Annotated in this window: 18 protein-coding genes, 1 pseudogene and 1 riboswitch; of the genes and pseudogenes, 5 read left to right on the top strand and 14 right to left on the bottom strand. The window is 35.2% G+C overall.

From position 1 onward, the window contains the following. Positions 1 to 36 precede the first annotated feature (36 nt). The gene (locus ACPWSR_RS15280; RefSeq protein ID WP_426349087.1) at positions 37 to 198 is read left to right on the top strand and encodes a DUF1540 domain-containing protein; all 162 of its coding nucleotides are present in this window, start codon (positions 37 to 39) and stop codon (positions 196 to 198) included. A 158-nt stretch (positions 199 to 356) separates the two neighbouring features. Here ACPWSR_RS15280 and ACPWSR_RS15275 read toward each other — a convergent pair whose 3' ends face one another. The 7 genes and pseudogenes from ACPWSR_RS15275 to ACPWSR_RS15245 all read right to left on the bottom strand — a co-directional run bounded on the left by ACPWSR_RS15275 (position 357) and on the right by ACPWSR_RS15245 (position 8776). Beyond that, entirely contained in the window at positions 357 to 1310 is a 954-nt protein-coding gene (locus ACPWSR_RS15275; RefSeq protein WP_426349086.1) for an ABC transporter permease, read from the bottom strand. Continuing rightward, the gene (locus ACPWSR_RS15270) at positions 1310 to 2410 is read right to left on the bottom strand and encodes an ABC transporter permease (protein ID WP_426349085.1); all 1101 of its coding nucleotides are present in this window, start codon (positions 2408 to 2410) and stop codon (positions 1310 to 1312) included. The genes ACPWSR_RS15275 and ACPWSR_RS15270 overlap by 1 nt, the downstream gene beginning before the upstream one ends. Beyond that, a complete protein-coding gene (locus tag ACPWSR_RS15265; protein WP_426351398.1) occupies positions 2403 to 3926 on the bottom strand; it encodes an ABC transporter ATP-binding protein in 1524 nt (507 codons plus the stop codon). The genes ACPWSR_RS15270 and ACPWSR_RS15265 overlap by 8 nt, the downstream gene beginning before the upstream one ends. A gap of 165 nt (positions 3927 to 4091) precedes the next feature. Next, entirely contained in the window at positions 4092 to 5192 is a 1101-nt protein-coding gene (locus ACPWSR_RS15260; protein ID WP_426349084.1) for a BMP family lipoprotein, read from the bottom strand. Positions 5193 to 5387: 195 nt separating this feature from the next. Next, positions 5388 to 6179, bottom strand: coding sequence for an SDR family NAD(P)-dependent oxidoreductase (locus tag ACPWSR_RS15255; protein ID WP_426349083.1), 792 nt, complete (start codon positions 6177 to 6179; stop codon positions 5388 to 5390). A gap of 164 nt (positions 6180 to 6343) precedes the next feature. Continuing rightward, positions 6344 to 7090 carry an amino acid ABC transporter ATP-binding protein gene (locus ACPWSR_RS15250; protein WP_426349082.1) on the bottom strand — a complete coding sequence of 249 codons (747 nt, stop codon included), beginning with the start codon at positions 7088 to 7090 and terminating at the stop codon, positions 6344 to 6346. A gap of 25 nt (positions 7091 to 7115) precedes the next feature. Further along, positions 7116 to 8776 (bottom strand): annotated as a pseudogene (locus ACPWSR_RS15245) (ABC transporter permease subunit). A gap of 126 nt (positions 8777 to 8902) precedes the next feature. Continuing rightward, positions 8903 to 9085: riboswitch (Lysine riboswitch) on the bottom strand. A 601-nt stretch (positions 9086 to 9686) separates the two neighbouring features. Here ACPWSR_RS15245 and rsgA point away from each other — a divergent pair. Next, complete coding sequence (gene rsgA / locus ACPWSR_RS15240; RefSeq protein WP_426349081.1) at positions 9687 to 10742, top strand: ribosome small subunit-dependent GTPase A; 1056 nt, start codon at positions 9687 to 9689, stop codon at positions 10740 to 10742. Positions 10743 to 10766: 24 nt separating this feature from the next. Here the strand turns inward: rsgA and ACPWSR_RS15235 are convergent, their stop codons facing one another. Further along, entirely contained in the window at positions 10767 to 11621 is an 855-nt protein-coding gene (locus tag ACPWSR_RS15235) for an ABC transporter permease (protein WP_426349080.1), read from the bottom strand. Beyond that, a complete protein-coding gene (locus ACPWSR_RS15230) occupies positions 11614 to 12534 on the bottom strand; it encodes an ATP-binding cassette domain-containing protein (RefSeq protein WP_426349079.1) in 921 nt (306 codons plus the stop codon). Before ACPWSR_RS15230 ends, ACPWSR_RS15235 begins: the two co-directional genes overlap by 8 nt. Positions 12535 to 12814: 280 nt before the next feature. Here ACPWSR_RS15230 and nox point away from each other — a divergent pair, with 280 nt between their 5' ends. After that, positions 12815 to 14149: a H2O-forming NADH oxidase gene (gene nox, locus ACPWSR_RS15225; protein ID WP_426349078.1), complete on the top strand. Its 1335-nt coding sequence runs from the start codon at positions 12815 to 12817 to the stop codon at positions 14147 to 14149. Positions 14150 to 14164: 15 nt separating this feature from the next. Here the strand turns inward: nox and ACPWSR_RS15220 are convergent, their stop codons facing one another. After that, a complete protein-coding gene (locus ACPWSR_RS15220; protein WP_426349077.1) occupies positions 14165 to 14767 on the bottom strand; it encodes a hypothetical protein in 603 nt (200 codons plus the stop codon). A 54-nt stretch (positions 14768 to 14821) separates the two neighbouring features. Further along, on the bottom strand, positions 14822 to 16198 hold the full coding sequence (locus tag ACPWSR_RS15215; protein ID WP_426349076.1) for an MATE family efflux transporter: 1377 nt from the start codon (positions 16196 to 16198) through the stop codon (positions 14822 to 14824). 161 nt (positions 16199 to 16359) lie between these two features. Between ACPWSR_RS15215 and ACPWSR_RS15210 the strand changes: the two genes are divergently transcribed. Then, the gene (locus tag ACPWSR_RS15210) at positions 16360 to 17067 is read left to right on the top strand and encodes a TraX family protein (protein WP_426349075.1); all 708 of its coding nucleotides are present in this window, start codon (positions 16360 to 16362) and stop codon (positions 17065 to 17067) included. Positions 17068 to 17164: 97 nt separating this feature from the next. Here the strand turns inward: ACPWSR_RS15210 and ACPWSR_RS15205 are convergent, their stop codons facing one another. From ACPWSR_RS15205 to ACPWSR_RS15195, 3 genes are all read right to left on the bottom strand, one after another. Then, entirely contained in the window at positions 17165 to 17497 is a 333-nt protein-coding gene (locus ACPWSR_RS15205) for a hypothetical protein (RefSeq protein WP_426349074.1), read from the bottom strand. Positions 17498 to 17579: 82 nt separating this feature from the next. After that, entirely contained in the window at positions 17580 to 18764 is a 1185-nt protein-coding gene (locus ACPWSR_RS15200; protein WP_426349073.1) for an MFS transporter, read from the bottom strand. A gap of 142 nt (positions 18765 to 18906) precedes the next feature. Then, complete coding sequence (locus tag ACPWSR_RS15195; protein ID WP_426349072.1) at positions 18907 to 20874, bottom strand: GTP-binding protein; 1968 nt, start codon at positions 20872 to 20874, stop codon at positions 18907 to 18909. 205 nt (positions 20875 to 21079) lie between these two features. On the opposite strand from ACPWSR_RS15195, the gene ACPWSR_RS15190 reads away from it, so the two are divergent. Beyond that, entirely contained in the window at positions 21080 to 22111 is a 1032-nt protein-coding gene (locus ACPWSR_RS15190; protein ID WP_426349071.1) for a threonine aldolase family protein, read from the top strand. Positions 22112 to 22200: the final 89 nt, after the last annotated feature.

The following is a 22200-nucleotide window of genomic DNA, read 5'->3' as shown; positions in this document are numbered from 1 at the left end:
ATAAAATAATATCGAATACTTTATGGAGGTGCTTTTATGGATAAAAACCCAAGCATACAATGTACCGTTGACGAATGTAAATTCCATGCCAAATCAGAAAATTATTGTACTCTTAATCAAATAATGATTGGAACACATGAAAAAAGTCCTAAAGTAGTAGAGTGTACCGATTGTAATTCTTTCGAGCTTCAAAAGTAGCTATTCCGATCCACATGAAAGTATAAGCTATACTACCAACCTCACAACAAGGTGATTATAATCACCTTGTTTTTTTATAAAAAGAGAAAAGACTTCTAATCTGAATAATAGATAAATTAGAAGTCTTTTCTGCCAAATGATTTTTATATATATATATCTTATCTAGCACCCTTATCATAAGGAACACCTGAAGCTCTAGGAGCCTGAGATTTCTTTGAAGTAAAGGCGAGTACAATTAATGTAGCTATATAAGGTACCATCTTATAGAAGTCATTTGGAATTCCAAGGTTCTTAAGAAGCTCTATTCCAGAGTAGGAAGCTGCTATTGTCTTCATAAGACCGAAGAATAATGAAGCGTATAATATTCTCATTGGCTTCCACTGACCAAATATTAATACTGCTAAAGCCAAGAATCCATAACCAGCTACAGTAGCATTAAAGTTAGTTGAGGTTGGTACAACGAAAACTAATCCACCGATACCACCTAAAAGACCAGAGATCATAACTCCCGCATACTGCATCTTATAAACATTAACACCTACGGAGTCCGCAGCTTGTGGATGCTCACCACAGGCTCTAAGTCTTAAACCAAATCTAGTTTTGTACAATACAATATAAGCAATTACTAATATCGCAAAGCCCATGTAGGTAGTTATATAGGTATTTTTGAAGAATAAGTCACCTATAACTGGAATGTCCCCTAACACTGGAACCTTAGCTATACGGAAGGTATTATTAAAGGATATCTGCTGCACATCCTGGATTAATCTTGCGGTATAGATTGCAAAAGCAGGAGCAAAAATGTTAATTGCAGTACCACTTATAGTTTGATCAGCCTTCATATTTATTGAAGCATAGGCATGGAATAGAGATACTATAACACCCGCTAAAGCAGCTATTAATACTGCCAAAATTAACTGAACTTGCCCGCTCAATACATCCTGAGTCATATTAATAAATAAAATACTGCAAAAAGCACCAACGGTCATTATACCTTCCAAAGCAATATTTACTATACCACTTCTTTCGGAAAACATTCCTCCAAGGGCAACGATTAAAAGAGGTATAGTGAAAAACATCGTCTGCTGGAATAAGAAATATAAAGTATTCACTATTCTTTACCTCCCTTTCTACGACTATTAAATTTATTGATAAAGGTCTTAATTATTAGTGAGAAGGCACTGAAGTAAATAATAACAGCTATAATAATGTTAATTACTTCTGTGGAGAAATCAAATAATTGAAGATAGAAGCCTCCTGCAGTAATGTAAGCAATAAATAATCCAGAGAATATTATTCCTATAGGATTTGATAAGCCTAATAGAGCTACTGATATTCCTGTAAAGCCTTCTGCTGCAAGTACATCCACAACCTCAATATGCTTACCTGAACCAGCAAGGTAAAGGAGTCCTCCAGCAATTCCAGCTAAGGCACCGGCAATAACCATGGAAAGAACTATATTCTTCTTTTCATTTATTCCTGCATATCTACTTGCATCTCTGTTAAAGCCAACAGCTCTTAATTCAAAACCAAAGGTAGTCTTAGTTAATACAATATACATAATAATAGCCATTATCAAGGCAATTATTATACCCCCATTAACACTAGAACCCTGGAAGATTTTATCCAATCCCATTTTAGGAATGTAGGCGGTCTTTGGTAGAGCCTTTGATTGATTTTTTAATGAATCAAAAATTATATCTGAGTTCTTTACCATAGCGTTAACTAAGTACATTCCAATATAATTCATCATAATTGAGGAAATAACCTCATGAACATTAGCATAAGCCTTTAACAAACCTGGTATTAAAGCCCATAATGCTCCTCCTACAGCACTAGCGATTAATGCAACCACCCAGTGGAATCCACCGAGGCTGGTCATAGTAAGACCAACAAAAACTGAAAAGAAAGCTCCCATTATAAACTGACCAGAAGCACCAATATTAAACAGCCCTGTTTTAAAGGCAAAGCCAACAGATAAGCCTGTCATAATAATCGGTGTTGCATAATAGAATATCTGTCCTATTCCTCTAGTTCCTCTTGTTAAAGCACCAGTTAAAATTGTGATGAAACCTTGACCTGCTTCTGCCGGGTTACTAACTAAAAGAATTATAAACCCAAACATCAATCCAACAATAATGGCAAATACCGATGAAAGAAAGCCAAAGTTTTTTGTCTTTTTAGTTACCTGTGTATTACTTGTATTATCCATGGTTTTCCTTCACTCCCTTCTTTGAACCAGCCATATAAAGTCCTAGCTCCTGAACTGTAACCTCTTTAGGATTAACCTCAGCAACTATTTCACCCTCATACATGACCAAAATTCTATCACTTAAATTCATAACCTCATCTAATTCTAGTGATACTAGTAATACAGCACAACCCTTGTCACGCTGATTTACAAGCTCTTTATGAATAAACTCTATAGCACCAACATCTAGACCTCTAGTAGGCTGAACAGCAATTAGAAGCTCTGGATTCCTTGAAATCTCTCTAGCTATAATAGCCTTCTGCTGATTACCTCCAGACATGCTTCTTACAGTAGTATAGATGCCCTGTCCACTTCTTATATCAAAGGTATCTATAAGCTTTTTTGCACTCTCATATATGCTGTTATATCTTAAGAAACCATTCCTCTGGAATTTTTTAGTAAAGTATTCTTGAAGGGCTAAGTTTTCTCCAAGATTATAATCTAATACTAAACCATGCTTATGCCTATCCTCTGGTATATGTCCAATACCGTGGGTATTTTTATATCTAATGGTTTTAGTAGAAATATCTTCACCTTTTAGAATAACATTACCTTCATCAAGCTTGCTCAAGCCAGTAATAGCCTGTACTAATTCTGTTTGACCATTGCCTTCTATTCCTGCTATACAGAGTATTTCCCCTTTTCTTACCTTAAAGCTAACATCATTTACAGAATTCTTGGAGCTTCCTTCTCTCTTTGATTTTACTGAAAGATTATTCACCTCAAGAACAAATTCCTTTGGCTTTGCCTCATCCTTTTCTACAGTAAGATTGACCTTACGTCCAACCATCATCTCAGATAGAGCTTCCTTATCTGTATCTCTTACATCTACAGTTCCAATGTATTTACCTCTTCTAAGGACAGAACACTTATCAGCAACAGCTTTAATTTCATCTAGCTTATGAGTGATAAAGATAATAGACTTTCCTTCTTTAGCAAGGCCTTTTATTACATTCATTAGCTCATTAATTTCTTGAGGAGTTAATACTGCTGTAGGCTCATCTAAAATTAGAATATCATTATCTCTATAGAGCATCTTTAATATCTCTACTCTCTGCTGCATTCCAACACTAATGTCTGCAATATATGCATCTGGATCTACTTTAAGATTATATTTTTCACTGAGATCCATTACCTTTTTTCTAGCGTCATCCATCTTTAAAAGTCCATTTTTTACTGTCTCTACTCCTAAAATTATATTTTGCAGAACTGTAAAATTATGAACTAATTTAAAATGCTGATGAACCATTCCAATTCCTAGATCATTAGCATCTAAGGGACTATTTATTTTAACTTCCTGTCCCTTTACCCTTATCTTACCTTTTTCAGGCTGATAAAGACCGAATAAAACGCTCATGAGTGTAGACTTTCCTGCTCCATTTTCTCCTAGGAGTGCATGAATTTCTCCCTTTTTCACCTGTAAGGTAACATTATCATTTGCGATGATCCCGGGAAACTCTTTTGTTATACCTATCATTTCAATTATGTAGTCCACATATTTCCCCTCCATAATATAGATTTAGCTGTTTAATTATATCATACAATATACAAGGATTATTACTTTTAAACTATAAAATTGTTTCTAAATTTTCTTAATATATAAATAAAAGGATGCTCAGAGCATCCTTTTATTTTTTCTTAATTACTCTCCAATAACTTCTACTTTAACAATAGATAGTTCAATATCTGTTACTGCTTTTTCAGTATCCTTAAATATATCTATTTCATCAGCCTTTATCTTGCTGTAGATAGCATCGTAATCTTCCTGAGTAAACTTCTCGAACTTGGAGTTTTCCATAGGAAGTCCAACACCGTCAACAGATGCATTAAGAGTAACTGATTTTCCACCTGGGAAGCTACCATCATAATAAGCCTTTAATCCATCATAAACAGAATTTGAAAGCATCTTCATAGATGAAGTTATAACTGTTTCTGACTCTCCAGATTGGTCTACGTCAACACCTATAACAAACTTACCTTCTCCAGCTGCTTCTGCTGCAGCCATAACTGAGTTACCTACAGCGCCACCACAAGCAAAGATAACTTCAGTTCCTGATTGATACCAGGAAGCTGCTGTAGCTTGTGCCTCTGGAGTTGCATCGAAGCCGCCAGTATAGTTGTACTTAACTTCTATATCAGATATACCCATTTCTTTAGCTGCATATTCTGCACCCTGTACAAAACCATAACCGAATCTTACAACAGCTGGAACAGCCATTCCGCCCATGAAACCAAGCTTAGTATAGCCTTCCTTAACAGCTGCGTAACCTGCTAAGAATCCTGCTTGCTCTTCAGCATAGAATACAGAATAAACATTATCCTCTATTACTGGCACGTAGTCACCATTGTGTGGATATCCATCTAAGATGATAAAATTAACATCTTCATATAAAGTCTGTGCTTGGAAAACCGCTGGCTCAAATAAGTAACCAGGACAAACTATTACTTTTGCTCCAGCTTCAACAGCTAGCTGAATTGTTTCTAAATAAGCTTGATCTGTCTTTTCTTTTGGCTGATAATACTTATGCGTGATATCGTTTTCCTTCGCATATTTCTCTAGACCTTCCCAAGCACCTTGGTTGAAGGATCTGTCGTCTATGGTACCTACATCTGTTATAAGTGCAAGTTCATATCCGTCCTTACTGCCTGTCCCCTTATCGCCGCCCTCATTAGAGTCTCCAGCGCATCCTACTATGGATATTGCTAAAGCACCAGCTAATATCATAGAAAGTAGTTTTTTCATGGTATTTCCTCCCTTAATATGTTTATAGTATCTGTCTTAACTATATTCAGATTATCATAACTTCATAAATTATTCAATATTGTTTTAAATATATAATTATAGTAAATTTAATTATATTAATAAATATTATAATATTTAATGATATTTTGATATATATTAAATTTTTAGTCCTAATAGAGCCTGTTTTTTAACAAATTACTTAATTAATTCCCGTTTTACAAACATTCCCTTTGCAAAACGAAGAGCTGCTTTTCTCTTAGTGAGCCATATAATCTGCACATCATTTTTATTATTGTTAAGGATTTCAGGAACTAGAAATTCTGCAACCGTTTCAGGAGTATCAGCTAGCAGGTTAAATATCTTCTTGAAATCCTCTTCCTCAGCTGCACTTCTTGCCTCTCCCTTAGCAGGCTTTGTGATAAAGTCTGTCACCATCATCCCTGGAGATAGTCTTCCAACTATTATCTTACTTCCCTCTACCTCCTTGGCCAGGGCCTTAGTAAAGTAAGTTAATGCTCTTTTTGAGGTTCCATAAATTGCAGTTTTTCTTTGAATCATCCCATCACTACCAAGACCCTCCATATTATAAATAGCACCACAGCCTTGACTTATCATTCCTTTTAAAGCTATTTCTGAGCCATAAATCATTCCCTTAATATTAGTGTCGACGATCTTTGATATACTGTCATAGGGAAGCTCAGATATCTTTCTATAAGGCTGATTAATTCCAGCATTATTGATCCAGATATCAATGTTTCCAAAGGCTTCTCTACCTTTTTTCCAAAGAGCTTCTATTTCCTCTGGCTTAGTTACATCACATTTCAGTATTAAAACTCGATTTTCATACCTTGACAGCTCTGATTTTGCCTTCTCAATCCCCTCCTCACTGGAACCGCATATTATAACGCTGCAATCGCTTTTGAGAAACTCCTTTGTCATTTCTAAGCCAAGGCCCTTTGTCCCCCCAGTAATAACCGCATTCTTCATAACCATCTCCCCTTTTCTTACATATATAGTATATTATACCATCACAATATATCCGGTTTATCCACTGTTAATAGATTTATTTTTAGACAAAAAAAGCCTCAATGCAAACTATGTATACATTGAGACTCTTATAACCTTTGTAGCTTTAATTTTCACTATGAAAGCTATACTTCTATGGGATTTAAAGTTCTTTTTAAGAACTCTCTAGTTCTGTCTTCTCTAGGAGAATTAAATATTACCTCAGGAGAACCTTCTTCAACAATTACGCCTTTATCCATAAATACCACTCTATCAGCTACCTCTCTTGCAAAGCCCATTTCGTGAGTTACCACCAGCATAGTAAGTCCAGCCTCCGCCAGCTCTTTCATTACCTTCAACACCTCTCCTACCATTTCTGGGTCTAAGGCAGAGGTAGGTTCGTCAAAGAGCATCACATCTGGTTCCATAGAAAGGGCTCGTGCAATAGCAACTCTCTGCTTCTGACCTCCTGATAGCTGCTTAGGCTTAGCATTAATGTACTTATCCATACCAACCACCTTTAGATACTTCAAAGCAGTCTTCTCAGCTTCTTCTCTAGATTTCCCTAAGACTTTCATCTGCCCAACGGTGCAGTTGCTCAAGACATTATGATTGTTGAAAAGATTAAACTGCTGGAATACCATTCCTAGCTTTGTCCTATAATTATAAATATCGTGATTATCATCAAGGATATTTTCACCCTTGTATATAATTTCTCCGCCACTAGGGGTTTCTAATAGATTTATACATCTTAATAAGGTAGATTTTCCTGAACCAGAGGAACCAATTATACACACAACCTCTCCCTTTTCTACTGAAAAATCTATATCCCTTAAAACCTCATGGTCTCCAAAGCTTTTACTTAAATGCTGCACCTCTATAATTTTTTCCATACCTTATCCTCCTAATTTCTTCTCTCTACATCTTTCTTTTAAGTCTTGCTTCAGGAGTTTCCACCTGCATCTGATTGCCTAGTAAAATATAGTTATCTGGTCCATCTAATTTCTTTTCAATATAGCGAAGAATTCTTGTAACAGTAAAGGTCATGATGAAGTACAGTATACAAGCTACAAAGAAGGACTCAAAATATCTAAAATTATTTCCTGCCACTGTCTTTGTCTGGAAATAAAGCTCCGTAACTGAAATTACGTTCAATACTGAGGTATCCTTAATGTTTATTACAAATTCATTACCGGTTGCAGGAAGGATGTTTCTTATAACCTGGGGCATAACTACATTTATCATAGTTTGAAAATGATTCATCCCTATTGCCTGTGCTGCTTCATACTGCCCTTTATCTACGGAAACTATTCCACCCCTCACTATCTCAGCCATATAAGCTCCTGTGTTTATAGAAACAATAAAGATTGCTGCAAAGATCCTGTTCATGTAAAGACTAAAGGCTAAGGCAGCGCCATAATATATAACCATTGCCTGTACAATCATCGGAGTTCCTCTAAAAAATTCAATATAAACAGCTAATATACCATTTACTATCTTAAGTACTACTTTCTTTACTCCTCTATTAGGGGCAGGAATAGTTCGTACAACCCCTATGATCAGCCCTATTGCTAAACCAATAATTGTACCTATCATTGATATTAAAAGAGTCATTCCTGCTCCTCTTAAAAACATCTCCCAATTTTCACTTATAATTCTAAAAAGCCATTCTTTACTCATTTTTAGCCACCTTCCTCAAAGTAAAACCGGGTGCTTCCTACTAAGCATCCGGCGTATTCAAATAACTATTGTGCTGCTGGTTGGTTCTTTATTGCCTCATCCATCAGCTGTTGGCGTTCATCTTCGGAGACCTTAGAAAGAATATCATTGATCTTGTCAGTTAGATCTGAGCCCTTAGTTAATCCAACAGCAATGGCTGTATCCTCTAGAGAAGTTTCGAAGCCATCCTGTAGCTCTATCATTTTAAAGCTTTCATTGGCAGCCTCAGCACTTATCCCCTCAGGCCTTTCAGTTACATAACCATCTATCATTCCTGACTCTAAAGCCACCCTCATGGCTGCAAAATCGTCCATGGCATTCTCTTTTACTACGCCATCTATCTGATCTATAACACTATAATGGAAGGTATTTAACTGTCCTGTAATTTTAGCACCGGAAAAGTCAGCTAATTTATTTGCATCTTCATATTTTCCACCGTTCTTCACAACGATAACTAAATCTGATTTGTAATATATATCTGAGAAATCAATTGCTTCTAATCTTTCCGCAGTTGGGGACATACCGGCAACAATTGCATCTATAGTTCCTGATTGAAGAGCAGGTATTAAGCCTGTCCACTCTGTCTTAACTATAACCAGCTCCTTGCCTAAAGCATCGGCTATCCTTTTAGCAATTTCTACATCATAGCCTCCTGCATAATCGGAGCTTCCTTCTATTTTAACGGCTCCATTAGAGTCATCCTTTTGAGTCCAATTAAATGGGGCATAGGCAGCCTCAAGGCCAACCTTAAAGGTATCCTTGTCCCCTCCATTGTTATTCCCACTTGTGGAGGCACAACCAGTAAATACAACCATTGCTACTAATGCTGCTGATAAAATTGCTTTGACTTTATTCTTCATTTATATCTTCCTTTCTATCTATTTATTTAAATACTTTAATTATTCAATTTTATTATAAAAAAACAAAAGACTTGAGAGAACTCAAGTCTATTATAAACATAATAACTCACAGCCCCTTTCCTTCCCATATGAGATAGCACAACTCAATAGATCGGGTAATCTATTGAGACAGTCCTGCAGCTCTTAACTGCAGACCCAGCAAATAATACTGAGAATATTATAAGCTTCGGCGATGAATCCTTCTTCTTAGAATCTTTGCTTTCTCCTGCTCCTCTAAGAACTGTTAAACCTCGCGCCTCTACCTCATCGAAATGATGAGGCCTTATTAAATTATGCTCCTAGTTTACAGCAAATATTTCAAATTGTCAACAATCTTCAGGATAAATATGTGCTCATTTCTCCATGAAAAGGTTTAATTCGGTAATTTTCTTAAGCTTTTCAGTATGCTTTTGTTCTTTTATATTATCTTTTCATATAAAATAATATTTACTTTTAGATTTAATAGTATTTGTCACAAAAATAACATAACGGTAATATAATAATTATCATTGCAAATAGCTAATTAATACTGTACTATTTATTATGTAAATGTTTTATCATTATCATAGAAGGAAAGGAGAGATGTATTATGACAGCAGAAAAGGTGATTTACAATTAAAATATAATACAGGCAGAGAGCTTAGATAATTTCTAAGGTTTAATGCCCTCTAGGTAATCCTTCTTAAAAACTGTTGTAATTGATATATTCCGTAGATAACAGCTTTATAAGGCTTGCTTTCTGCGGTATTTTTATGCCCTTTTTTACCACGACCTCTTTCTGCCTGTGATTATTCATATTAGGAAAGGAGTGTGATATTTATGAAGTTGTATTTCAATAATATAAATATATATCACAATATCGGAGGTAAGAATGATAACAAATAATAATTATTATAAACAGAATACAAATCTGTTAAACTATGGTTTTGATGAAAAACTGCTGAGCTCAGACTATGGCAGTTTGACACTAGGAAGAATAACAGCGGTCCATAGAGGCAGCTACGAATTAGTCTCCTCTTTAGGCTTTACCAATGGGATTTTAAAAAGTAGTATATATTATAATAATGATCTAATAGAGCTTTATCCTACTGTTGGTGATTTTGTTCTTTTTCAATATAATCCTTATGGAGACTCAGTAATTACTGAGACTCTTCCTAGAAAGTCCTGCTTTACTAGAAGGGATCCTGATAAAGGTAGAGGGGAGCAAGCCATAGCCTCTAACTTTGATTATGTTTTTATAGTCACATCGCTAAATCACGATTTCAACCCAAAAAGATTAGAAAGATATGTTACCGAAGCTTGGCAGAGTGGAGGCAACCCAATCATAGTCTTAACAAAAGCAGATTTAAAACCATCCTTCCAGGAAGAAATTGATGCTGCAGCATATGCTGCTCCCGATGTTCCCTTATATGCTGTAAGCACTCTGACAGGTCATGGATTAGAAGAGCTTTCCACCCTACTAAGGCCAGGAATCACTATTGTCCTTCTTGGATCTTCTGGTGTTGGAAAGTCCAGTCTAGTAAATGCTATAGCAGGAGAAGAGCTTATGAAAGTAAATCTCATCAGGGAGGATGATTCCAAGGGCAGGCACACCACCACTCACAGGCAGCTTATCTCCCTTTCTACGGGTTTAGTGGTTATAGATACTCCTGGAATGAGAAGCCTTGGAATGTGGGATGTTTCAGAGGGGTTAGGAGAAACCTTTGTAGAAATCGAGGAGCTAATAGCTTTATGTAAATTCAGTGATTGCACTCATACTAATGAACCAGGCTGTGCAGTAAATGACGCTCTTTCTTCTGGCAAACTTTCTGAAGATAGGTATCAAAGCTATTTAAAGTTAAAAAAGGAAGCTCGTTTCATAGCCCACAAGGAAAATAAGCAAAAGAGAAAGCTCAAGGACTCAAATAAAAAGAGAAAGTTTAAATAAATAAGGAGGACCAACTGGTCCTCCTTATTTATTCTTTCTAGAAATACTAAGTATAGCTAAAAGATAGAATACTACAGCTGTTATAAGTAAAAAACCTATCTGAAGTGAAGGAGTTAAAATCTCATCCCCCACCTTATAAACTACACCCAATTCTGATTTGAACTTCTCAACTTCCTCCAGTGGAATCCCTTTAAAGGTTACAGAAATGGGAACCTCCATAAATATTTGTCTGAGTAAGGTACCACTATGGGAAAGTGGAAAAGCCTTTATAAAGGTCTGTACAGAGCTAGGTAGTACGCCAATAGGAATATAAATTCCCATAAGAAAACCCATTAAGGTTCCCACTACAGTACTGGCAGTAGCAAAGGAGTTATTAGTTTTAAATAGGCTTACCATGAAAAATATCATAGCGCTAGAAGCTAGTACACTTATTAGGATTATACCTATAACTTTAATAATGTGATTAAAAGGTAAAAGCTCTCCTCCACTAAGAACTATATATAATTCAGCCAATAAAAAGGTAAGAAGGCTCATAATTACTCCTACTATATATGAGCTTATTAGATATCCCCCAGCTATTTTGTAGCGCTTTAAGGGAGAGGCGTAAATATCCTTATAATTCTTCTTCACCTTATCATCCACCATCTGTCCAAAGGCTCCCATGGTAGTAGTTATAGCAGTAACTGCAATTACGCCACCCATTATCCAGCTATCCATGAGAAAACGGGCTCCTGGCAGCTCGCCAACACTTTGTTCTACCTGATCTCCCAAAAACAGAACATAGAGACCTATTATTACAAATACTCCTAAAAGGGAAAAGAACACAGAAGTCTTATCTCTGAAATATAGCTTTATATTCCTCACAGCTAAATTAAGCATCTTCCCTTATCTCCTTTCCTGTTATATTGATAAATACATCGTTCATGGTTCCATGAATCACTTCAAAGGATTCAATAAAAGCTTCCCCTTGAGAGAGTATGGATATAGCTTCCTTGGAACTACCTAACTTTCCTTCTAATATCCCTGATTTATGAATATATGAGATGCCCTGTTTTTTTAATAGCTCTTCTACCTTTAGAGCGTCTACTGGCTTAATTTTTATCAGGTCTGAGCTGTATTCATTTCTTAACTCATAGGGTGTCCCTTTTGCTGCAATTTTTCCATGATCTATAATAGTTATATAATCAGCCTCCGCAGCCTCTTCCATATAATGGGTAGTTAAAAACACTGTCATTCCCTGGTCTGTTTGAAGCCTTCTTATAGTTTCCCATACGCTCACCTTTGTCTGAGGATCAAGGCCAGTAGTAGGCTCGTCTAAGAATAAAATCTTTGGAGTATTAACCAGTGCCCTGGCGATATCAGCTCTCCTCCTCTGACCACCGGACAGCTTACCGTAAGGTCTATCTATAAAATCCATAACCTCTGCAGCTTCCGCTGCCCCTTTAATTGCTTTCGCTAATGCTTTACTATTTAGACCATAAAGTCTCCCTCTAGTTACTAAATTTTCTCTTACAGTGAGAAGATTATCCAGTACACCATCCTGAAATACTACTCCAATTTCTCTTCTTATCTCATCATCCCCAGAGCCTAAAGTCTTTCCATCTATGATTACCTCTCCTCCATCGGGCTTTAAAAGGGTACAAAGGATATCTATAGTAGTGCTTTTTCCAGCACCATTAGGTCCTAAAAATGCAAAGAGCTTTCCTTCCTCTGCAAAGAAGCTTATTCCTCTTACAGCCTGCACCTTACCATAGCTTTTTACAAGATTATTAACCTGTAAAATTTTACTCATATATCCTCAACTCCAGACATCATTATTATTATTCTATAATAATTATACAATATTTGTTAGTAATTATGTATACAAATCAATACTTTATTTTCCATATTACAATTAGAATTAAGTTTATTTTTGCTATCTAATAATATGTGATTAAAAAATAAAATATCGGTGAAATTATTATCAATATTAGTTCACAATCCTTATATAGCAGCTCATTTATGATTTAATATAATTATCAAAAATAAAGTTGTTTTAAGTAAAACAACTAATTAGCCAAAGGAGATAGCTTATGAGTAAAATTATAGTTGTTGGTGTCAATCATGCTGGTACCTCAGCAATTAATACCATACTCAATAATTATGAAGGTCACGAAGTAATAGGTATCGATGGTAATTCTAATATTAGTTTTTTAGGCTGTGGTATGGCTCTTTGGATAGGTAATCAGATAAGTGGGCCAGAAGTTCTGTTTTACTCTTCAAAGGAAGATCTAGAGAAAAAAGGTGCTACCATATACATCGAGACCAAGGTTACTAAAGTGGATTTTGATAATAAGATAGTTTATGCCACGGATAATAAAGGATCTTCAATTGAAGAGAGCTACGACAAGCTTATACTTGCCACAGGCTCACAGCCAATAGTCCCAGATATAAAGGGAATAGATTTAAAAAATGTTCAGCTAGTTAAGCTATTCCAGAATGCGGAAGAGGTAATTGAAAAGCTTAATAACAAAGATATAAAGAATATAGTTATTGTGGGGGCTGGCTATATTGGTGTTGAACTAGCCGAAGCCTTTATAAGAAGTGAAAAACAGGTAACACTAGTGGACTTAATGGAAACCAGCCTATCTAATTATTACGATAAAGAATTCACAGCTCTCATGGATAAAAATCTTTCGGACCATGGTATTAAGCTTGCCTATGGCGAAAAGGTTATGGAATTCCAGGGTACAGACAAAGTTAAAAGAGTAATTACTGATAAGGGAAGCTATGATGCTGATATGGTTATTATGGCCATCGGTTTTAAGCCTAATAATGAATTAGGCAGGGAAAGAATAAAACTATTTAAAAATGGTGCCTATATTGTGGATGACCATCAGGAGACCAATATTAAGGATGTATATGCCATAGGAGATTGTTCAACGGTTTATGATAACTCCCTTCAGGGACTAAGCTATATTGCTTTAGCCACTAATGCAGTCCGTTCAGCCATCGTTGCAGCATCAAATGCTGCAGGTGATAAAACTCAGTCAATTGGGGTTCAGGGCTCTAACGGGATAAGCATCTTCGGTTTAAATATGACCTCTACAGGACTTACCTACGAAAGAGCAAAAAAGCAGGGCTATGATGCGACCTTTACAGAATATGAGGATCTTATAAAGCCAGAATTCATGATAAATAATAACGAGAAGGTAAAGCTTAGAATAGTTTATGATAATACCACAAGAGTAATCCTCGGTGCTCAAATGGTATCTAAAGCGGATATTTCTTTAGGTATTCACATGTTCTCACTTGCAATTCAGGAAAAGGTGACTATAGATAAGCTAAAGCTATTGGACATTTTCTTCCTTCCTCACTTTAATAAGCCCTATAACTTTATAACTATGGCTGCTTTAAAGGCTAAATAATGCAAAAAGACCGCTTTAAGCGGTCTTTTTAGCCTCTTGCCTCGATTTGAAAATAAGTCCAATTATCGATAATAAAAATACCAGTCCTTGTACTGCTAACCACAATTTCACTCCTGAGCCTAACATCTCACCTGCCTCTACGTTGCCAGTAAAGGAAAGGTTACCTCCTATTAAACTCATAAACTTATCTAGAGCATCGCCAATAGTTTCCTTTATATTATTCACCTCACCACTAGCTCTCGAATAAATAAAGACAAGGATAGCTATGTTTATTGTTACTGAACTGATAGCCGCTACAAATCCTTTTCTTGTTCTTAGAACTAACGTGAGAAAGGCTCCTAAAAAGCTTATTATGTTTATAGCTATGAGGCACCTGCTTATGATTAACAAGGCATCCTCTGCAGAAGCTATTAGCCCTGGTGCAAATAAGCTTATAATATTTAATGTACTAGAATGCTCCTTCATCGCTTCAGGAAGCTTAATAATATCAACACCACTTAAAGCTCTTTCAATATTAATAGGATTTAGATCTATAAATATCATAAAAAATGATACTATTGATGCAATAAATCCTCCTGCTATCAAAAGCTTAATACCCAGAGTGATTTTTTTATTCACAAAAATTCCCTCCCCTCTTCGCCTCACTTTATATAATACTTCCATGAGGTTTCATTACTCTACTATATTTTGAAGCCATACCCCTTTTTTCACTAAAACATAGCCTATTATACATTTTATTATTTCAATCAGCTGACAGGATAAATATATAACTAAAATATTGAGACTCGTATATCTCGTTAAAATAAAGGCTAAAGGAATATTAAAAAGCCAAACATAACCACTATCAAATAAAAAAGTTATTAATGTTTTTCCGCCAGATCGAAGGGTAAAGTAAGTGGCATGCATAAATGCATGAAGAGGCATACATAAAGAGACTATTAATATAAAGCTGCTAGCTAATTCCTTTACTTCCCTGGTTGTATTATAAATTGAAGGAAATATTGAGGAAAGCGAAGCCATTATAAGTCCAATTATTACACACATGGAAACAGAAAAGAAAATCAACTTCCTATCGGTATCCCTAGCTTCCTCCATTTTTCCTGCACCCAGCAGCTGTCCCACTATTACAGATATACTACCTCCCAAAGCTATAAAAACCACATTAAACACATTTGAAATAGTAGAGGCAATATTCAGACCTCCTATAACTGCCAGTCCTCTAACAGAATAGCACTGTGTAAGGGTAGCCATTCCTCCGGACCAAAAAAACTCATTAGCCATTAAGGGCAGTCCCTTTAAAAGTATTTTACCTGTTAGCTCTTTTGATATTCTAAAGGTCTTATAAGCCCCTCTGATAAAAGGAATGTCTCTACTATTAATATGTGTCCACAAAACAGTTATAGATAGTTCAACATATCTTGAAATTACAGTAGCTATAGCTGCTCCTTCAACTCCTAGGACAGGAAAACCTAGCTTACCAAATATCAAAACATAATTAAATGCCAAATTCACCAGAACTGCCACAAGGCCAGAAGCCATGGGCAAAAGGGTTTGTCCCATTTCCCTAAGACTGCTGGTATATGCTTGATTTATAGCAAAGGGAAGTAGTCCCCAAAGCATTACCCGAAGATATTTTTCACCGAATAATAAGGTTTTGGCAATATCCCCTGTAGTGCTTCCTTTATGAAGATAAAGAGAAATAAGATTTCTACCAAAAATAACAAATATAAAAGCTGATATGAAAGTTACCAATAGTACTGATATAAATTTAAATCTATAGGAATCTCGCATTCCCTTGTAATTCTTATTGCCAAAAAATTGAGCTCCAAAAATACTCGCTCCTGAAATTGCTCCAAAGATACTTACATTAAAAACAAATATAAGCTGGTTTACTATGGCAACTCCCGACATTTCTTCAGTTCCAATTCTACCTACCATTATGTTATCAAGAAGACTTACAAAATTAGTAATACCATTTTGAATTATTATAGGCACCGCTATTGCTAGTACCATCTTATAAAACTTTCTATCCCCTATATATTTTTTCATAATATCCCCATTTTCTTGTTATGATTAATTACTTACAAATCTATGTTAAGTAGAAACACTAAAAAAGCTTTTCTAGGAAACTACAATTTATATTATAACTTTTTTATGATATACTTGTACCAATATTTTAAAAATTAATATGAACGATAAGAGGATATATTATGATACAAGAAAAATCCACAAATAATGGTTTATCTACCTTTACCCTAAAGTGTATAGCTATTGTAACCATGGCCTTGGATCATGGAGCAGCAGTGCTCCTAGCCCCAAATAATAGTTATTATCTAATCTTAAGATTAATTGGGAGGACTTCTTTCCCCATATTTTGCTTCTTGATAGCCGAAGGAGCATATCACACAAAAAACATTAAACAATATGCCTTACGTCTTGGAATTTTTGCATTAATTTCAGAGCTTCCTTTTAACTTAGCTTTCTATGGAAGCTATAGTTCCCCTTATCATCAAAATGTTTTTTTCACCTTATTTTTAGGTTTAATAGTAATCGCTTTCCATAAACTACTTGTAAGATACAACAAAAAATATCTATCATGTCTCTTTCTATTTCTAGGAATGTATATAGCTTCTCTTATGAAAACCGATTATGGTGCTCAAGGTGTTCTTTTAATTTATATATTTTATATATCAAGAAATATTACAAACTTCAGGCTGCCTATTTATATACTGGGCATTCTTATGCTATCTTTGAATATATATACCATCATAAACTCTATCCAAATTTTTGCTATTATCTCGATTATACCAATATTTATGTATAACGGTGGTAAAGGTAAAAATCTAAATAAATATGCTTTCTATAGCTTTTATCCCGTTCATTTAATAGTTCTGTATTTTTTAGCAAAATATATTTAATATAACTTTTAACTCTTAAACGCTATTAACCCCCGACATTTGATGCCGGGGGTTATCATCAGTAGAAGATATCTGATTTCAATTAATATAGAACTGATTATTCGGTTGCTCCTCTAGATATATAATTTTCATGGATTATATTTAACTCCCAAGTTATATCATCGGTACAGCTATTAATATCACCTAAATCTGCTATTACATTGTTAAAGGATAATGTTACTTCTGTACAACCACCGCTACATCTTCTATTAGGAACATCAAAAATACTATCCACCAGAGCTGCTCTATCTCCATTAGCTAATAGCTCAGCCACTATGGCATATCTAGAATTAGGACATAAACCATCGATTGATAAGTCAAAATCCACTAAAGTATATCTGTCTGGATCATGATTAAAAGGACCTATAGTACTTCTACACCCTGTGCTCATTACTTTCTCCTCCTATGCATATATAGATAATCATCTCTACTGATATAATATTCATTGGAGAAAATAATGACACAGATTAATATTATATATCGACTTTTTTGCGGAAGGTAATAAAAAATAAAACTAGATAGCTTAGAGATATAATGATATATATAAACCATGCGAAGCCGTACCCACGAATATCAGCAATGAAGCCAGACAAAAAGGAGCCGAAAGCAGATCCTAGTGTGAAAACCATATTTACCACACCTATCTTCTCAGAATAATTCTCTCCTTTAAATAAGGCACTTGCTCCGTATGATGGAAGCACTGATGGCATACACATAAATAATCCAAAGCTCAGGGCGTATAATACCGAAACATAAGGTATCCTAATTAATAATAATGAGACATAGCTTATTAAAGACAACAGAGTAAATATAGTAATAGATTTTCTTAAGGATAGCTTATCAAAGACAATCCCCCCTAATGCGTTTCCCACTAGTGCGAAGATGGCTTGAAGAGAACCTATATTAGCGCTTTTCTGAATACTATAGCCTACACTATTTAAATATGGCTGTGCATGTACCTTGGTTCCTGCCACAGCAATACCTAGCAATAATAATCCTGCGGAAAATGCGATAAAAGATAAACTCATAAATGAACTAGCTTTTACCTCACCATCTTCACTATTTACTACCTTCTCCTGGATTTTTTCCTTTGGAAGCTTAATAAATATCAAAATCAAAGGTAAGGTTATAACTACTATTGCTGCTCCTAGAATTATATAAGCCCATCTATAACCAGCCTTTTCAATAAGATAGCTTGCTATCTGCATCCAAAAAAAACTTCCAGTACCTATACCTGCGAAAGCTATACCCAATGCCATTCCTCGTTGTTCTTTAAACCAGTAATTAATTAAAGTAGAAATTGGTATGGTTGTTAATGCTGTGATCCCTATAGATATCAGCACAGCTAATATATAGAACCCTGGGAGAGCACTTATCAAACCATAAGCTGCAAATCCAAGGCCACCAATTATTGATCCCAAAGCCATAACCAGCTTTATATTGGTTTTTCGAATTAACCTCCCAATAAATGGAGACACTATGCCTGTAGTTATTCCTGCTATAGTAAAAATAAGAGAGAAGGAAGATAAAGAAAATCCCCTCTCCTTAGTAACAGTATCAATAAAAAGAGAATGTACTGAGTTAACTATACTAAAAGCCACGGCCATTATTAAAAAACAAGCAGCCAAAATAATCCATCTATGCATTTTATCCTTCATTAGCTTTACTCCTTTCATAGCTAAGTCTAGCTACCTATTTACAGCCTAAGGTATCTAATAACTATGATTTACCCCTAATGGAACAATTATTCTCTCTCACAAGGAATAAATTGATTATTTGGCATGAATTATAATTTTAAAACTATTTGTCAATACAATGCATATATTTCTCTGCTTCCTCCCAGGTTACTAAGAAGCCTGCTCCCTTAGAGCAAAATACCGAGGCAGAGGTATTTTCTTTATCTGCTCCTTTATCATAAGAGATTCTTTCTATCACTGCCTCTCTATTATGACAGATATCATAGCCATCAAATATAAGGCTTATTGATCCTGTTCCTTTTGTTATAACCAAAAGCTCCGAGGAATACTCCATAAAGGTAGCTACAGGTCCTCTCCCTTGAATATGTATAATTTCATTAGAATTATCCTCTATTTCAAAGGTTCCAGATAGTCTTTGTATATCTGATATGATTCTTCCCATAAAATCTGTAGTAGCATAAATATGAAAGCTATAATAGGGTTCTAATAATAGATTTTCTGCTTTCTCTAGTCCCTGCCTAATAGCTCTATATGTAGCCTCTCTAAAGTCTCCTCCCTCTGTATGCTTTAGATGAGCTCTTCCATTAACAAGGACTATTTTTATGTCTGTAATTGGAAAACCTGTTAATATTCCTTTATGAGCCCTTTCATATACATGCTTTTCTATGAGATTTTGAAAGTTTAAAGGAAGCTTATCCACATGACATTCGCTGGCAAATAAAATCCCTCTTCCTCTTTCTAGAGGCTCTAGGCGCAGATTCACCTCTGCATAATGGCGAAGTGGCTCATAATGCCCGTATCCCATGACAGACTTTTCTATAGTTTCTCTGTATAATACCTCTGGCTTTTCAAATTCTACATCCAGGTGAAATCTTTCTTTTATAATATCTTTAAGTATTTCCAGCTGAATTTGACCCATGACATGAATTGTAATAGAATCCACTTCTTTTTCATACTTAACAGAAAGAGTAGGCTCTTCCGCCTCCAATACTTTTAATGATTGAAAAACATAATTTCTATCAATAGCCTTAGAGAAGGAAACCTTTGACTCTAGAGCCGTATCAAAATAATATTGTATCCTATTATTCTCTCCACCTAACAAATCTCCTGATGCAGAAGCTTTAAGCCCAGTTACAGCAAAGATATCCCCTGCTGAGGCTTCAGAAATACTTTCAAATTTTTCTCCCATATAAAGCCTTATTTCATTAATTTTTTCAGATCCACTTTCCTCTCCAAAATAAAATTCATCCTTGGGCTTAATCGTGCCTTTTAAAGCCTTAATAAAAGTTATCCTATTGCCTTTACTGTCATGTCTTATCTTATAAACTCTACCAGTAAAGGGCTCCTGAGTTTTTTCATGATATTTAGTTTCTGTAAGCTCATGAAAAACCTTTAAAAATTCCATAATTCCTATATCCTTTAGTGCTGATCCTGCCATAACTGGAAAGCAGCCTCTTTCCTTGATTGCTTTTATAAGCTTAGACTTTAACAGTTCATTATTCAATCTATCCTGAAGGAATAACTCCATGAGCTCCTCATCCCTATCGGCTAAAAACTCACCGATAGCATCCTGTTTTATAAAATCATCATCCATTGGGCTGGTATGGATAAATATAATATCTTGGGAAAGCTTCCTCTTAATATCCTTTATGGTATTACTAATGGAGAATCCCTCCATATCAATTTTGTTTATAAATATAAATGAAGGAATGCTATATCTAGTTAATAACTTGAAGAGAGAAGCTGTATGCGCCTGTACCCCTTCCTTTCCATTAACTAAAAGAACCGCATAATCTAATGAACCAACAGTCCTTTCCGCCTCTGCTGAGAAATCTATATGTCCTGGTGTATCAATTAAATAATAAGTTGTATCCTCATATAAAAAATGAGCTTGATCTGCAAATATTGTAATACCTCTCTGCTTTTCTAAAGCATTAGCATCCATTACAGTATTTTTATAGTCAACTCTCCCTAAGCTTCTTGTGGCACCTGTATGATATAAAAGCTGCTCAGAAAATGAGGTCTTACCAGAGTCCACGTGGGCAAATATTCCAAAAGTCTTTTTTATCACTGAAATCACTCCAATAAATCATATATAGCTTCTAAAATTATGATGAAGCTTTCATAAATACACATATTTAGTATATTTAATATACCTTTTTTCCTGCCATTTATCTAGATATATAACACTTTTCAATATAATAGATTTTCTATTCATATAAGATAAAATATACTATAATTATTTATAATTAAAAATATATTTAATGGAGGCACTTATGGCGTTATTTAGAAATGATTATAGCGAAGCAGCTCATCCAAATATTATAAATTCTCTTATGGCTGCAAGCAAAGAGCAAAACATCGGTTACGGGGAGGATAACCACTGCAAAAGGGCAGCTGAGCTTATAAAAAAAGAAATAGGCTTAGAGAATATTGATATTCACTTTCTAGCAGGAGGCACCCAAACAAATCTAGTGGGGGTATCTACCTTTTTGAAGCCTTATCAAGGAGTTATTGCAGTAGAAACAGGACATATAAATACTCATGAAACAGGAGCTGTGGAGGCTACTGGTCATAAAATATTGACTAGACCAGGTAAAGAAGGAAAGCTTACTCCAAAGGATATAATCTCAATTATGGAGGAATACGTAGGCGAACATTTAGTACAGCCAGCAATGGTGTACATTTCTAATTCTACTGAAATGGGGACAATTTATAATAAAGAAGAGCTGAGGGCAATCCATAACTGCTGCTCCCAATATGGGTTATATTTATTTATAGATGGAGCAAGACTTGGCTCTGCGCTTACCTCTAAAGATAATGATTTAACCTTAAAGGATATAGCAGCCTTATCAGATATATTCTACATAGGCGGCACTAAAAATGGTGCACTTTTAGGAGAAGCCCTGGTAATCTGTAACCCTGACCTTAAAAAGGACTTTAGATATGCCATGAAGCAGAGAGGTGCTCTTATGGCAAAGGGCTATGTTCTTGGTATACAATTTGAAGAATTATTCAAGGATCAGCTTTATTTCAAGCTAGCAGCTCACGCTAATACAATGGCTGATAAGCTTAAAGCTGCCTTTAAAGGCCTTGGCACTCCAATGCTAACAGATTCACCAACTAATCAGCTGTTTCCAATCGTTAGCAATGAAATAGCAGAAATACTCATGAAAAGATATGGCTGTGAGTTCTGGCAGAAAGTAGATGAAGATCATTGTTCTATTCGCTTTGTAACCTCTTGGGCTACTATTGAAGCTGAGGTGGATGAATGTATAGCATATATTGAAACTCTTCTTAAAAAATAATAATAAAAAACAAACCACTAACTGTAAATTTTTAGTGGTTTATTTTTTATATTTAACTATTCTTTTATTGTACATTTTATAAGCTACCT

Origin of the sequence: Alloiococcus sp. CFN-8 (genome assembly GCF_049943125.1) — a bacterium.
Taxonomy (GTDB): Bacteria; Bacillota; Clostridia; order Clostridiales; family Clostridiaceae; genus JAEXZL01.
The sequence above is the reverse complement of the archived record's forward strand: the minus strand, read 5'-3'. Positions and strand labels throughout refer to the sequence as shown.